Here is a 14489-nt window from a genome sequence, read left to right as displayed (position 1 = left end):
CTTCTTCCTTGTAGCCTGCAGGCTTTTCGCGGCCTTCAGACATCACGCTTCGCTTTCACCAAACAGCGCTGCTTGTGCCGGCGCAGCGGCGTTGCTCTTCCTGCCGTTTTTGGCCGGCTCGGGTACGGCGACGGACTGCTCGGCCAGCGGCAGATTAGCGACGTTCAGGCTGTAGTCGTCGTGGCCCCACTCGCAGCGCGATAGCACCATCTTCGGGATCTTCTTCAGCGTCAGGTTCGGCCAGCGTGCTTCGGCCTGGGCGGCAGTCACGCCATGGAAGGCCGCACAGCAGACCAGCAAGCTCTGCTCGGCTCCCACGTCATCGGCCAGTGCCTGTAGCTGTTCGGCGGACAGGTTCTGGGTGGTGACGTAGATGAAATCACGTTCGCTGGAATGACCGTGCTGCCACCAGTGGGCTTCCGAGGGCGCATAGGTGAAGCCTTCCAGCTTCGCCAGTGCCTCGGCCAGCATGGCGGCGTTGTACTCCGGATTGATCACCGAATTGCCCCAGCTGTCATTGACAATCAGCGTGGGTGCCAGCTTGTAGTAGCGGAAGCCACCGCCGCCCTGCCAGTTGACCGCCTTGCTGATACCGCCTTGGTCGGTGCCGTCGATGACCTTCTGCAGGCGCGGGGTAATGCAAGTATCACAATGCTCACCCAACTCGACCATGATCCAGCGACGTCCCATCTTGTGCGCAACTGCACCAGTGGTACCGGAGCCAGCGAAAGAGTCGAGAACAACATCTCCTGGGTTGGTCGCAATCGTTATAATTTGTGCAAGCAAGCGCTCCGGCTTGGGAGTATCAAAAGGTACCTCTCCAGGGAAAAGGGCTTGAATCTCTCGCTTAGCCTCTTGAGAGTGCCCTACATCAGTGTGTGGCCACCAAGTCCTAGGCACCAAGCCCTCTTGGACTTCACTCAAGAACAACTTCACAGCCGGATTATTGTCGCCATTCTCACCAAAAACGATCCTACCCTCATCAACCATTCGCCAAAATTGGTCCTCTAGCATGCGCCAGTGGCTTCCCTTCGGAGGGCGCACCTCTCTTCCTGACGGAGTTTTAATTGTGTACATAAGCCCATCATGACGTTCACCACCTGCGAATATTGGCCCAAGACGCCATGCCCCCCGTGGATCACCATCAAGATTCTTATATTTACTGGCACTTTCCTCTCCCCTAGGAAGAAGATTTCGGACTTTCTTCCAATCCTGACCCATCGGGGAATATAAGAGAACATAGTTATGCGCAGGAGAAATTGCCGCAGCATTACTCCGACCATAAAAATTCTCCCAGACCATTGATGTAATAAATGCCTGACGCCCAAAAATCTCGTCACACAAGACCTTTAAGTAATGTCCTTCATTATCATCAATAGCGATCCACAAAGAGCCATCCTCCGACAACAATCGTTGAATAATCTCCAGTCGATCCCGCATCAAGCCTAGCCAAATCGAATGTTCCAGCCCATCGTCGTAATGTGTGAAGGCACTGCCGGTGTTGTACGGCGGATCGATGAACACGCACTTCACCTTGCCGGCAAACTCCTGCTCCAGCGCCTTCAGAGCCAGCAGGTTGTCACCAAATATCAACCGGTTGTCGAAGATGTCGTTTTCCGTCACGCGATGACTGGAGTGATACGACTTCGCTGGATCTTCCAGCAGAATGCGCGGTTCCAGCTTGGGACGCTTGTCCTTGCCGATCCAGGTGAGTTCGAGTTTTTGCTTGCTCATACTGTATTTCTCAAATTTGCGGTGCCTTGCTCGACATGTAGTCGATCAGGCGCTTTCGCGGATACGCATCCGCTGCATTCTGGATATTACGGAGTGGCGCTATAGCCGGATCGGTGGCCAGCCTATAGTGCTCCTCCATCAGGTCTGCCAAAAAGGCCACAACGTTGCCCTGATTTCGGAAGAAAGCCAGCGGCCCCGCGCCATTCAACCGTAGCTGTCCAAGATCAAAGGCTTGCTGCCGAAGCAGATCTAGGGATGGGCTAATCAACGCAGCAACCTCGCCTGGATCAATGATCTGGGTGGATTCGATACGATTACGCAGCCGCTTCATCATGACCGAGATTATGACGTAGTTACCGTGCCGGTAGAGCATCTTCTCTCGGGAGGTGGATGGAGCCCCATTTTCATGACTAACAATCAAATCACGAAGAACTCTCTGGCACTGGACTGCATTGACCAGACTCATGCCTCTCAGTGTGGAGCTAAATAATGCCTTGTATTCGTCCGACTCCGGATTCGAGAGTCGCGTCAGCTCCCCCTTGAGCCACGCTGGATAGCGCGGATCATTCTGCTGCAGGGCCAGTGCTCGCAACGCCTCATCCAAGGTGAAGGCCATCGGGCTTGTCCCCTGAACCTCAGGGCGATAATGGTAGTCAAAACCCAAGAGCCCAGCCTCTTGGCGCAACCGCTCCTGATTCTCATCAAGGGCAGCAAAGTTCGCCATCTGCACCGGGTTCTGATGATTACGAGCCTTGGTCACCTGTTTGCCAAAATCGCCAGCGGCTGGTGCCTTGATCAGGGTAAATAGCACCTTGGCGCACTCGATATTGCTCTGCGGGTTCTGCGCCACAAACTCGGCAGCAGAGGCGACCGTCTGCGCACCATTGATGATGGAAAGCCCCCTGACCTGGTATCTGCGGAAGCCTGTCGCAGGCTTGTTGCCCTTTTGATCAACATGGTCACAAACGGCAGTGACACCGTTATTTAGATAAAAGAACTCGTCAGGAGCATCGCGCAGAGTCGTCTGAATGGCAGCACTGACTTCAGACTTGCTGCTGCCAAGGTAATATCGAATGTTGCGCTCATAGAGCGCCTTCCCATGCTGCCGGTGCAGCGCAACCAGATCAGACAGTCTGGCGAGGCCATAGTAGGTGGCACGCGGTTCCTCAACCCTGCTGCACTTCTGCAGGTAAACGTCGGTATGTACCGGTGAGTAGGCCTGTTCGGCCCGAAGATCGCGAGTGATCTCATCTGCCGCGTAATAGTGCACCTGCCGAACCAAACGATCCTCATCGAGGTCTTCGTCGTCAAGCAGTGCCTGCAAGGCATCACTGGCGGTCTTCGAGACACCGTCGCCGGTGTAGGGCACAACTAGCTTGATATGGCTGCATACATCAAGTGCGGTCTCGATCTCCGCTTGACGCTGTAGGACATGCTGATTGAAGGCGGTGAACTCCTGCTTCAACAGCAGGCGAACTCCCTCACAGAACGGCAGGGCGTCCTCCTGTTTGAACTGCTCCGACTCCTTCAGCTTGGTCTGCAGCAGGTAAAGAGTTTGCGACGGCTCGTGGTAGTGAACGGCATCAATGCCCTTGTCATTGAAGTCATCGACCACCGACGCTGCGGCAGCCGCTGGCGCCAGATCGAGCAGCTTGTGCAACACGAAGGCACTAAATGCGCGCGACAGCTGCTTGTCTTGCTGCTCCGCTGCTGGCTTTTTCGTGTCCAGCAGTGGCGGCAGTGAATCTACAAATCGCTCACGCAGAATATTCTTGAGAATGACCATATAGTCCGGGGCAAGAGCAGCCATCAGCCTTGACCTCCTAAACTCTCTGGACACTTACCCCCCTTCACAAGACTTTGTGGCTTGCCCATCAATCCAAACTCCCTTTCATGCAAGCGGTTCAGTTCTGTCAGCCTTGCAACACCGGCCATGAGATCTAGTCCGAGTCATTGACTTGCTTGACCATGTCGACGCCTTCTTTTTATGCACCTGCCTTGTCATTGCAGCACCCATTCCACAGTAAACAGGGGCTCTTCCCGAACATGCTGCTGCAGTTGCTGCTCCAACTGATCGATCAGCGCGTTGCGCTCTTCCTCGATCTCATCCTGTCGGGCATATAGCTCGCGGCGCAGCTTGTTGCGCTTGCCCTCCAGCTCGCGCTGCTGCTTCTGGTAGCCGACCTTTTCTTCCAGCGTCGCTGCAGTTGCCGCGATTCGGCGCAATTCCTTGACCTCACCATCAATCTTCTTGATTTCCTGCTCCAGCCCCAGCTTGAGGTCATCAGCCCAAGCGTCAAGCTTGGCGACCTCCTGTTCGAAGTAGCCCATGTTGCGTTGGTTAATCTCGCGCAGCAGCTGATTCTTGCGCTGCTCCAGGTCGTCAACCAGCGGTACCGCTCCTGCTACAGCGGATTCACTCTGCTCCAGGCGTGCCGGCAGGCGCAGCAGCTTTTCCGGATCATCCTCTGGCAGCGCATGCCCGTCATTCGTGACGGCGGAAACTACTAGGTGCTGCTCCAGGTTGCCCAGCGCCTCTACGGAAAACAGTTTCAGGGTCAGACGGCCGCGCTGGCCACGCAACGGCTCAAGAGTGCTGATTCGGGTTCCATAGGCGGCATAGTCGAACACCAGCGTATCGGCGGGTTGCTGATCGAGCCGACGACTCTTGGCCTGATTGATAACCCAAGCAGCCAACGGATGGCCAAGACGGTACAGATGAGAGTTACCAGCACGACGCGGCAGTTCATAACGCCCCAAAGTAATGCCGCCAGCGCTGCCGGCCGGCAGCCTGTGCAGCTCGAAGCTCTCGCCGTGGAAGTGAGCGTAGTCGCCGAGTTCGGCGCGAGTCAGATCGAGCAGTAGACGCTCGAAGCGATTGCGAGTGGAGCTGCTGTCTGCGGCGCGGATTCGCAGCTTGTCCTGCACCTCTTCGTCGAAGTTCTCCAGCAGTACCTGACGGGTCTTGACCATCGCCTCGCTGATTTCCCCGGAAAGTTGCAGCTGCAATTGCTCGAAGCTGCGCTTGATCTCTTCCGGGTCGCGGCAATTCTGATAGATGTCGGCAATGCGACGCTCAAAATCAACTCCTGAGCCGATGGAGCCCAGCACCTCGTCGCTTGCGCCGAATACGCCCTCGAACAGCTGGAATTTCTCGGCCAGCAGTTCGTAGACCCGTGCATCCGCCTCGTTGCTGCGGTCGACAAAGTTCACCACCACCACATCGTGCTTCTGACCGTAGCGGTGGCAGCGCCCGATGCGTTGTTCAATGCGCTGCGGGTTCCAGGGCAGGTCGTAATTGATCACCAAGGAACAGAACTGCAGGTTGATACCCTCAGCACCCGCCTCGGTGGCGATCATGATGGTGCCGCGCTCCTTGAAATGCTCGACCAGCGCTGCGCGGGTATCGGCGGTCTTGGAGCCGGTAATGCGATCACTGCCAGCGTGGCGCTGCAGCCAGTCCTTGTAGATGCACTGGGCTGTAGAGTCTGTATTGGTGCCATTGAACAACACGATGCCATTGCCGTAGGGCGTACCAGCCAGCAGCGAAAGCAGATAGTCCTGGGTGCGCCGCGACTCTGTGAAGATGATGGCCTTGCGGGCGGCGCCGAGACGTTCGAGTTCGGCAAAGGCACGGTCCAGAGCGATCAGCAGCGCCTTACCTTTTGCGTTCTCGCGGATACTGGTGGCCATGTTCTTGAACTGCTGCAACTCGGCGATTTCAGCCGCGATGGTATCGCGCTCACCAGCTGTCAGGATCACAACCTCTTCGCTCTCCAACTCCCTTTCGCTTTCGTCGGCCAGCTCATCTAGGCCTTCGTAGTCTTCATCCAAGGTCTGAGTGAGATCGATGACCTCAGCTGCCTTGTCGAGATTGCCCTGCAGGCGTTTGGCCATGGTCTCCAGCGCCCCTGCAATCGCATGGGTCGAGGAAGCCAGCAGTTTCCAGAGCACCAAGGAAATCAGTTGCCTCTGGCCTTCAGGTAAGGCATTGAGATTCGGGCGACGTAGGTATTCGGCCACCAGACTGGACAGCTCAAGCTCCTCCTGACTGGGGATGAACTCCTGAACAATCGCGCGCCTGGCGGTATAGGGAACGTACTGCTGCACCTGACGACGCAGAGTGCGTTTGCAGACGCTGCCCAGGCGCTGCCGCAGACCTCCAAAGGCCTGCCCCCTGTCGGCATTGACGAACTGAGAACGAAAGCTGTCGATATCACCGAAGACTCGGTCATCGATCATGCTGACTAGCCCGTACAGTTCGAGCAGCGAATTCTGCAGCGGTGTTGCGGTCAACAGCACCTTGGAGTTCACATGGACCAGCGCGTCCTTCAGTATCTTGCCGATGACATTGTTGCGCTTGTAGACGTTGCGCAGGCGGTGCGCCTCATCCAGCACGACCAGATCCCAGGCAATGGCCTTGACGTCCTTCGCCTTGGCCTTAGCAAACTGGTAGGAGCAAATCACCGGGCCACTGGCAAACACAAAAGGATTTATGAAACCTTGCTTGCGGAGTGCGTTATAGCTTTTGGTCTCTAGGATCAATCCCTGAAGATTGAACTTGTCCTGCAGCTCTTGGTGCCACTGCTTGCGCAGGTTGGCAGGAGCAATGATCAGGATACGCCGCCGTCGCTCAGCCCAACGCTGCGAGATAACCAGTCCGGCCTCAATGGTTTTACCCAGCCCCACCTCATCGGCCAGGATCACCCCGCGGGACAAGGGATTGCGGCAGGCAAACAACGCCGCATCGACCTGGTGGGGGTTGAGATCAATCTGCGAGTCGACAAGGGTCGAAGCCAAAGACTCGATCGAATCCCCAGCCGCCCGCCGGGTAAGCAGCCACGCGTAGTACTGGCATTGGTACTTGGTCAGGATGGGTAGGCTCAGCATGCTCTCTGATGAATCAAGCTAATCGGCGACATAACGTCTAAATGACAATGCATCCATGATTGCTCGTCCTGCCAGATAAGCCAATCTCAATTGGCAACCAATTGGCAACCAGAAAGCCCCTTTCCAAGAAACGATCAAAAAACCTATGGGCATAAAAAAATCCAGCCACCGCTAAGTGACTGGATTTTCTAGGGATTTTTGGTCGGGACGGAGTGATTCGAACACTCGACCCCTTGCACCCCATGCAAGTGCGCTACCAGGCTGCGCTACGCCCCGACTGTACTTCCAAGCTCAGTGGCTGTGCTTCCGAAGTGAGCCGCACTATATACTAAGCTTCTGATAAGTGGAAGTTTTTTTTGCTTCCGTCACTTCTTCAGGACCAGCAGGACTTCCTCCAGCTCGGCGATCATCTGGCGGATGAGCTGCTTGTACTGGGTGACGTCGTCCTTGGCCTCGTCGCCGGAGAGGCGCTGGCGCGCCCCGCCGATGGTGAAGCCCTGGTCGTAGAGGAGCGCGCGGATCTGGCGGATCATCAGCACGTCCTGGCGCTGATAATAGCGGCGATTTCCGCGGCGCTTCACCGGGTTGAGCTGCGGGAATTCCTGCTCCCAGTAGCGCAGCACGTGGGGCTTGACCGCGCACAAGTCACTGACTTCGCCGATGGTGAAGTAGCGCTTGCCGGGAATCGGTGGCAGCTCGTCGTTATGACTTGGTTCCAGCATATGCCTCAACCCTGGCCTTCAGTTTCTGCCCTGGACGAAAGGTGACAACGCGGCGGGCCGTGATCGGGATTTCTTCGCCGGTCTTCGGGTTGCGTCCGGGGCGCTGGCGCTTGTCGCGCAGGTCGAAGTTGCCGAAACCGGACAACTTGACCTGCTCGTTATGCTCCAGCGCCTGGCGGATCTCTTCGAAGAACAGCTCCACCAACTCCTTGGCTTCCCGTTTGTTCAGGCCCAGCTCTTCGTACAGACGTTCCGCAATTTCAGCTTTCGTCAGAGCCCCCATACGCTATTTCCTTAACGTGGCATTGAACCTTTCTTCCAACGACGTGACGATGTTCTGCGTCGTGCTATTGACTTCATCGTCATTAAGAGTGCGCGATGGATGCTGCCAGGTCAAGCCGACGGCAAGGCTTTTTCTATGCGGATCAATGCCTTTACCGTGATACACATCAAACAGCCTGAGGTCCGTCAGCCATTCGCCGGCCGCCGCACGGATTTGTGTCAGGATGTCTTGCGCCGGCACGTCCTGGTCCACCAGCAGCGCCAGGTCGCGGCGTACTTCGGGGAAGCGCGACAGCTCGCGGAACTTCGGCAGGTGGCCGTCGACCACTTCGGCCAACAGCAGCTCGAAGAGGAACACCGGCTGCTCGAGGTCGAGTTTCTTCGCCAGTTCCGGATGCAGCGCGCCCAGGTAGCCGACCAGCCGCCCTTCCCGCTCGATGCGCGCGGTCTGCCCCGGGTGTAGCGCCGGGTGCTCGCCGGGCACGAAGCTGAAGTCGCCGAGGGCACCGGCACTGGCCAGCACTGCCTCGACATCGGCCTTGGCGTCGAAGAAGTCCACGCCATCACGGCCGTTGGCCCAGCCTTCGGGCAGGCGCTTGCCGCAGATGGCGCCGGCGAGCATGGCTTCCTGCTTCAGGCCTTCCAGTTGACCGACGAAGCGCAGGCCGCTTTCGAACAGGCGGACCCGCGACTGCTGGCGGTTGAGGTTGTGCTGCAGCGCCTTGACCAGGCCCGGCCAGAGGCTGGAACGCATCGCCGCCATGTCGGCGGAGATCGGGTTGGCCAGGGTCAGCGGCTGGGTGCCCGGATCGAACAGTTCGAACAGGGCCGGATCGATGAAGCTGAAGGTGATCGCTTCCTGATAGCCGCGGGCGACCAGCAGGCGCCGCAGCAGCGGCAGCGCGGCGCGCGCTTCCGGCTTGTTGTTCGGCGCCAGGCGCGCCTGCGGGTAGCGCACCGGCAGGCGGTTGTAGCCGTAGAGACGGGCCAGTTCCTCGATCAGGTCGACTTCCAGGGAAATGTCGAAGCGATGGCTCGGTACGCCGACCGACCACTGCCCTTCCCCGTCGGCTACCACCGTTAGTTCCAGGGCTTGCAGCAGGCGCACGATCTCGGCGGCGTCCAGCGGCATGCCGAGCATCTGGGTCACGCGCTCGGCGCGCAGGGTGATCGGCGCGACCTTCGGCAGGTGCGCTTCGCTGACCTGCTCGACGATCGGCCCCGGTTCACCGCCGACGATGTCGAGGATTAGGCGCGTCGCGCGCTCCATGGCCTTGCGCGCCAACTGGCTGTCGACGCCGCGCTCGAAGCGATGCGAGGAGTCGGTGTGCAGGCCATAGGAGCGGGCCTTGCCGGCCAGGGCGATGGTGTCGAAGAACGCGGCTTCGAGGAACAGGTCGCGGGTGCTGTCGCTGACGCCGCTGTGCTCGCCGCCCATCACCCCGGCGATGGCCAGGGCGCGCTGGTGGTCGGCGATCACCAGGGTGTCGGCGCGCAGGGTGATTTCCTGGCCGTCGAGCAGGACCAGCGTCTCGCCGTCCTCGGCCATGCGCACGCGCACGCCGCCGTTGATCTCGGCAAGGTCGAAGGCATGCATCGGCTGACCCAGTTCGATCATCACGTAGTTGGTGACGTCGACCACCGGGTCGATGCTGCGGATGTCGGAACGGCGCAGGCGCTCGACCATCCACAACGGGGTCGGCCGGCTCAGGTCGACGTTGCGGATCACCCGTCCGAGGTAGCGCGGGCAGGCGGCCGGCGCGGCGAGCTCGACCGGACGGGTCTCGTCGTGCTGCGCGGCGACCGCGTCCACCGCCACCGGCGCCAGCGGGACGTCGTAGATGGCGCTGACTTCGCGGGCCAGGCCGGCGAGCGACAGGCAGTCGCCGCGGTTCGGGGTCAGGCCGACCTCGATGGTGTAGTCGTCCAGCTCCAGGTAGGTGCGGACGTCCTGGCCGACCGGCGCGTCGGCCGGTAGCTCGAGCAGACCGGCGTTCTCTTCGCTGATCTGCAATTCCTTGGCCGAGCAGAGCATGCCGAAGGACTCGACGCCGCGCAGCTTGGCTTTCTTGATCTTGAAGTCGCCCGGCAGTTCGGCGCCGATCATGGCGAAGGGAATCTTCAGGCCCGCGCGCACGTTGGGCGCACCGCAGACGACCTGGAAGGTCTCGCTGCCGTTGCTGACCTGGCAGACGCGCAGCTTGTCGGCGTCCGGATGCTGTTCGGTCGAGAGCACCTCGCCGACCACCACGCCGCTGAAGGCGCCGGCGACCGGCAGGTCGGCGTCGACCTCGAGGCCGACCATGGACAGGCGAGCGACCAGCTCGTCATGGGAAACCTGCGGATTTGCCCAGCTCCGCAGCCACTTTTCACTGAATTTCATCCTGTTCTCCTAAGGAATCCGGTTGCGTTCTGGCCTAGCGGAATTGTCCGAGGAAGCGCAGATCGTTATCGAAGAACAGACGCAGGTCGTTCACCCCGTAGCGCAGCATGGCCAGGCGCTCGGCGCCCATGCCGAAGGCGAAGCCCTGGAATTTCTCGGGATCGATGTTGGACATGCGCAGCACGTTCGGGTGCACCATGCCGCAACCCATGACTTCCAGCCAGCCGGTCTGCTTGCACACGCGGCAGCCGTTGCCGCTGCAGATCACGCACTGGATGTCCACTTCGGCCGAGGGCTCGGTGAAGGGGAAGAAGGACGGACGGAAGCGCACTTCGAGCTGCTTCTCGAAGAAGGCGCGGAGGAATTCCTCGATGGTGCCCTTGAGGTCGGCGAAGCTGACGCCCTCGTCCACCAGCAGGCCTTCCACCTGGTGGAACATCGGCGAGTGGGTCAGGTCGGAGTCGCAGCGGTAGACGCGCCCCGGGCAGACAATGCGGATCGGTGGCTGCTGGGACTCCATGGTCCGCACCTGCACCGGTGAGGTGTGGGTACGCAGCAGCATGTTCGCATTGAAATAGAAAGTGTCGTGCATGGCACGCGCCGGGTGGTGGCCCGGAATGTTGAGCGCTTCGAAGTTGTGGTAGTCGTCTTCGACTTCCGGGCCTTCGGCGACTTCGTAGCCGATGCGGCTGAAGCACTGCTCGATGCGCTCCAGCGTGCGGGTGACCGGATGCAGGCCGCCGCTCAGCTGGCCACGACCAGGCAGGGTGACGTCGATGCGCTCCGCGGCCAGCCGGGCGGCCAGCGCGGCCCCTTCCAGCTCGGTCTTACGCGCGTTCAGCGCATCCTGGACCTTTTCCTTGGCCACGTTGATCAGCGCGCCGACCTTCGGCCGCTCTTCGGCCGGCAGGTCGCCCAGGGTCTTCATCACCTGGGTCAGTTCGCCTTTCTTGCCGAGGTAGTGAACCCGGATCTGCTCCAGGGCATTGACGTCTTCGGTGTGTCGCACAGCCTCCAATGCTTGAGAGACCAGCGCATCCAGGTTTTCCATGTATGGACTCCAGATACAAAATAGGGGAAGAGCGGTAAGGCTCTTCCCCTATCGGTGACGTTACGTCCGGACCGAAGTCCGGTGATTGTCGTAGGGCTTAAGCCAAGCTTGCCTTCGCTTTCTCGACAATCGCGGTAAACGCCGCTTTTTCGTTCACTGCCAGATCGGCCAGGACCTTACGGTCGATCTCGATGGCCGCCTTTTTCAGGCCGGCGATCAGGCGGCTGTAGGACAGACCGTTCTGACGAGCACCAGCGTTGATACGGGCGATCCACAGTGCGCGGAACTGACGCTTGCGCTGACGACGGTCACGGTAGGCGTATTGGCCAGCCTTGATCACCGCCTGCTTGGCAACGCGGAACACGCGCGAGCGTGCACCGTAGTAGCCCTTGGCGAGCTTCAGAATTTTCTTGTGACGACGACGGGCGATAACGCCACGCTTAACACGAGCCATGAATTAATCCTCTACCTTAATAATCAGCGCAGACGCAGGGAGCGTTCTACGCGCGCAACGTCAGACTTGTTCAGCATCGAGGTGCCGCGCAGTTGACGCTTACGCTTGGTGGTCATCTTGGTCAGGATGTGGCTCTTGAAGGCGTGCTTGTGCTTGAGGCCACCAGCAGTCTTCTTGAAGCGCTTGGCCGCGCCACTTTTGGTCTTCATCTTTGGCATGTTCGGATACTCCGCATTGAGTGATTACGCATAACCGCAAGGCCTGCCAGTGCCCTGGTGGTTACTTTTTCTTCTTGGGAGCGATGACCATCATCAGCTGGCGTCCTTCCAGCTTAGGATGCTGCTCGACGGTGCCGTACTCCACGAGGTCGGCTTCGACCCGCTTCAACAGCTCCATCCCCAGCTCCTGGTGAGCCATCTCACGGCCGCGGAATCGCAGGGATACCTTGGCCTTGTCCCCTTCACTAAGGAAACGTACCAGGTTGCGTAGTTTTACCTGGTAATCCCCTTCTTCCGTCCCTGGACGAAACTTGATTTCTTTGACCTGCGCCTGCTTCTGGTTCTTCTTGGCGACCGCAGCCTGCTTCTTCTTCTCGAACAGGTGCTTGCCGTAGTCCATGATGCGGCAGACAGGAGGCACCGCGTCGGCCGAAATCTCAACCAGGTCCAGCTTCGCCTCTTCGGCTAGGCGGATCGCCTCATCGATCGAAACAACACCAACCTGCTGGCCATCAGCTCCAATCAACCGTACCTCACGAGCCGAGATGTTCTCGTTGATCGGGGGTTTCGGTTGAGCTCGCTTATCCTGTCTCATTTCACGCTTAATAATGATTACTCCGAGTCTTGGCGACCACGCCGGGAAACCGCCTGTGCCAACAGCTCAGCGAACTGGGTGACGGGCATGGAGCCCAGGTCTTCCCCTTCGCGCGTACGCACCGCGACGGCCTTCGATTCAACTTCCCGATCTCCAATAACCAAGAGATAGGGAACCTTGAGCAAAGTATGCTCGCGGATTTTAAAGCCGATCTTCTCGTTTCTCAAGTCGGACTTGGCACGGAATCCGCTTTCCCCGAGGATCCGCACCACCTCGGCGGCGAAATCGGCCTGCTTGTCGGTGATGTTCATCACCACTGCCTGGGTCGGCGCCAGCCAGGCCGGGAAGGCTCCGGCGTAGTGCTCGATGAGCATGCCGATGAAGCGCTCGAAGGACCCGAGGATCGCGCGGTGCAGCATCACCGGGCGCTTGCGGTTGTTGTCCTCGGCGATGTAGCTGGCGTCCAGGCGCTCCGGCAGGTTCGGGTCGTACTGCAGGGTGCCGCACTGCCAGTTACGACCGAGGCAGTCCTTCAGGGTGAACTCGATCTTCGGCCCGTAGAACGCGCCCTCGCCCGGCTGGTATTCCCAGGCCAGGCCGGATTCGTTCAGCGCATCGGCCAGCGCGCCTTCGGCGCGATCCCACAGCTCGGCGGAACCGACGCGCTTGGCCGGACGGGTCGACAGCTTCATGGCGATGTCGGTGAAACCGAAGTCGCGGTAGACCTGCAAGGTCAGCTTGATGAAATCGGCCGCTTCCTTCTTCACCTGCTCTTCGGTGCAGAAGATATGCGCGTCGTCCTGGGTAAAGCCGCGTACGCGCATGATCCCGTGCAGCGCGCCGGAAGGCTCGTTGCGGTGGCAGGCGCCGAACTCGGCGAGGCGCAGCGGCAGGTCGCGGTAGGACTTCAGGCCCTGGTTGAAGATCTGCACGTGGCACGGGCAGTTCATCGGCTTGACCGCGTAGTCGCGGCTTTCCGAGGAGGTGGTGAACATGTTCTCGGCGTAGTTCGACCAGTGGCCCGAACGCTCCCAGAGGATGCGGTCGACCACCTGCGGGGTACGCACTTCGACATAGCCATGGTCGCGCTGGACCTTGCGCATGTACTGCTCGAGCACCTGGTAGACGCTCCAGCCATTCGGGTGCCAGAACACCATGCCCGGCGCTTCTTCCTGCAGGTGGAACAGGTCGAGCTGCTTGCCGATGCGGCGATGGTCGCGCTTCTCGGCCTCTTCGATGCGCTGGATGTAGGCCGCCAGTTGCTTCTTGTCGGCCCAGGCGGTGCCGTAGATGCGTTGCAACTGCTCGTTCTTCGAGTCGCCGCGCCAGTAGGCGCCGGAAATCTTGGTCAGCTGGAACGCCTTGAGGAAGCGAGTGTTCGGCACGTGCGGGCCGCGGCACATGTCCACGTACTCCTCATGGAAGTACAGGCCCATGGCCTTCTCGTCCGGCATGTCGTCGATCAGGCGCAGCTTGTAGTCTTCGCCACGGGACTTGAACAGCTCGATGACCTCGGCGCGCGGGGTCATCTTCTTGATCACGTCGTAGTCCTTGTCGATCAGCTCGCGCATGCGCTGCTGGATCGCCGCCATGTCCTCGGGGGTGAAGGGGCGCTCGAAGAAGATGTCGTAGTAGAAGCCTTCCTCGATCACCGGGCCGATGACCATCTTCGCGGTCGGATAGAGCTGCTTGACCGCATGGCCGACCAGGTGGGCGCAGGAGTGGCGGATGATCTCCAGTCCTTCCTCGTCCTTGGGCGTGATGATCTGCAGGGTCGCGTCGCGATCGATGGTGTCGCAGGCGTCGACCAGGCGGCCGTCGACCTTGCCGGCGAGGGTCGCCTTGGCCAGGCCCGCGCCGATGGATTGGGCCACCTCGGCCACGGAGACCGGGTGATCGAAGGAACGTTGACTGCCGTCGGGAAGAGTAATGATGGGCATGGCGCCTCCTCTCCTAGTGGTGACCCCTACCAAAGGCCACGTGGGTTGGGATGTGCCAGTAAGCGTCGCCCGCCGGGCCGGCCTGCCTCACAGTGGCAGGCGCCTTGCGGCACCCCTGCGCCGAAGCGCGCGGACGGAGATCACTGGGAATGGATACTGACGAAAAACGCCGGAGCTGATCCGGCGCGAAGCGCCCATGGTAAAGCATCCGCGGCGAGCT

Annotated in this window: 11 protein-coding genes and 1 tRNA gene; all 12 read right to left on the bottom strand. The window is 59.8% G+C overall.

What is annotated here, in order from left to right; all coding sequences use genetic code 11:
• Positions 1–42: 42 nt before the first annotated feature.
• Positions 43–1734 carry a site-specific DNA-methyltransferase gene (locus tag VQ067_RS12115; RefSeq protein WP_033991216.1) on the bottom strand — a complete coding sequence of 564 codons (1692 nt, stop codon included), beginning with the start codon at positions 1732–1734 and terminating at the stop codon, positions 43–45.
• 10 nt (positions 1735–1744) lie between these two features.
• Entirely contained in the window at positions 1745–3544 is a 1800-nt protein-coding gene (locus tag VQ067_RS12110) for an AIPR family protein (RefSeq protein WP_033991215.1), read from the bottom strand.
• 191 nt (positions 3545–3735) lie between these two features.
• Positions 3736–6624 carry an SNF2-related protein gene (locus VQ067_RS12105; protein ID WP_033991213.1) on the bottom strand — a complete coding sequence of 963 codons (2889 nt, stop codon included), beginning with the start codon at positions 6622–6624 and terminating at the stop codon, positions 3736–3738.
• A gap of 199 nt (positions 6625–6823) precedes the next feature.
• Positions 6824–6900: transfer RNA gene (locus VQ067_RS12100), tRNA-Pro, on the bottom strand.
• A gap of 89 nt (positions 6901–6989) precedes the next feature.
• Entirely contained in the window at positions 6990–7346 is a 357-nt protein-coding gene (locus VQ067_RS12095) for a MerR family transcriptional regulator (protein WP_003090655.1), read from the bottom strand.
• Positions 7327–7629 (bottom strand): integration host factor subunit alpha, encoded by a 303-nt coding sequence (ihfA, locus tag VQ067_RS12090; RefSeq protein WP_003090661.1) that lies wholly within the window; start codon positions 7627–7629, stop codon positions 7327–7329. The genes VQ067_RS12095 and ihfA overlap by 20 nt, the downstream gene beginning before the upstream one ends.
• Positions 7630–7632: 3 nt before the next feature.
• On the bottom strand, positions 7633–10011 hold the full coding sequence (gene pheT / locus VQ067_RS12085) for a phenylalanine--tRNA ligase subunit beta (RefSeq protein ID WP_033991172.1): 2379 nt from the start codon (positions 10009–10011) through the stop codon (positions 7633–7635).
• Between the two features lie 34 nt (positions 10012–10045).
• Positions 10046–11062 carry a phenylalanine--tRNA ligase subunit alpha gene (gene pheS / locus VQ067_RS12080; protein WP_003090666.1) on the bottom strand — a complete coding sequence of 339 codons (1017 nt, stop codon included), beginning with the start codon at positions 11060–11062 and terminating at the stop codon, positions 10046–10048.
• Positions 11063–11159: 97 nt separating this feature from the next.
• On the bottom strand, positions 11160–11516 hold the full coding sequence (gene rplT, locus VQ067_RS12075) for a 50S ribosomal protein L20 (RefSeq protein ID WP_003099086.1): 357 nt from the start codon (positions 11514–11516) through the stop codon (positions 11160–11162).
• 23 nt (positions 11517–11539) lie between these two features.
• Positions 11540–11734, bottom strand: coding sequence for a 50S ribosomal protein L35 (gene rpmI, locus VQ067_RS12070; protein ID WP_003090673.1), 195 nt, complete (start codon positions 11732–11734; stop codon positions 11540–11542).
• A 61-nt stretch (positions 11735–11795) separates the two neighbouring features.
• Positions 11796–12347 (bottom strand): translation initiation factor IF-3, encoded by a 552-nt coding sequence (gene infC / locus VQ067_RS12065; RefSeq protein ID WP_003119938.1) that lies wholly within the window; start codon positions 12345–12347, stop codon positions 11796–11798.
• Positions 12347–14269, bottom strand: a complete 1923-nt coding sequence (thrS, locus tag VQ067_RS12060; protein WP_033991170.1) for a threonine--tRNA ligase — start codon at positions 14267–14269, stop codon at positions 12347–12349. Before thrS ends, infC begins: the two co-directional genes overlap by 1 nt.
• Positions 14270–14489: the final 220 nt, after the last annotated feature.

Source organism: Pseudomonas sp. KBN12P06040, assembly GCF_037574965.1.
GTDB classification, from domain to species: domain Bacteria; phylum Pseudomonadota; class Gammaproteobacteria; order Pseudomonadales; family Pseudomonadaceae; genus Pseudomonas; species Pseudomonas aeruginosa.
The sequence above is the reverse complement of the archived record's forward strand: the minus strand, read 5'-3'. Positions and strand labels throughout refer to the sequence as shown.

What these genes read in the sequence shown, in the direction of transcription:
- VQ067_RS12095 (WP_003090655.1), bottom strand. Translation starts at nt 7,346, where the DNA reads ATGCTGGAACCAAGTCATAACGACGAGCTGCCACCGATTCCCGGCAAG.
- VQ067_RS12110 (WP_033991215.1), bottom strand. Translation starts at nt 3,544, where the DNA reads ATGGCTGCTCTTGCCCCGGACTATATGGTCATTCTCAAGAATATTCTG.
- thrS (WP_033991170.1), bottom strand. Translation starts at nt 14,269, where the DNA reads ATGCCCATCATTACTCTTCCCGACGGCAGTCAACGTTCCTTCGATCAC.
- ihfA (WP_003090661.1), bottom strand. Translation starts at nt 7,629, where the DNA reads ATGGGGGCTCTGACGAAAGCTGAAATTGCGGAACGTCTGTACGAAGAG.
- pheT (WP_033991172.1), bottom strand. Translation starts at nt 10,011, where the DNA reads ATGAAATTCAGTGAAAAGTGGCTGCGGAGCTGGGCAAATCCGCAGGTT.
- rpmI (WP_003090673.1), bottom strand. Translation starts at nt 11,734, where the DNA reads ATGCCAAAGATGAAGACCAAAAGTGGCGCGGCCAAGCGCTTCAAGAAG.
- VQ067_RS12115 (WP_033991216.1), bottom strand. Translation starts at nt 1,734, where the DNA reads ATGAGCAAGCAAAAACTCGAACTCACCTGGATCGGCAAGGACAAGCGT.
- rplT (WP_003099086.1), bottom strand. Translation starts at nt 11,516, where the DNA reads ATGGCTCGTGTTAAGCGTGGCGTTATCGCCCGTCGTCGTCACAAGAAA.
- VQ067_RS12105 (WP_033991213.1), bottom strand. Translation starts at nt 6,624, where the DNA reads ATGCTGAGCCTACCCATCCTGACCAAGTACCAATGCCAGTACTACGCG.
- pheS (WP_003090666.1), bottom strand. Translation starts at nt 11,062, where the DNA reads ATGGAAAACCTGGATGCGCTGGTCTCTCAAGCATTGGAGGCTGTGCGA.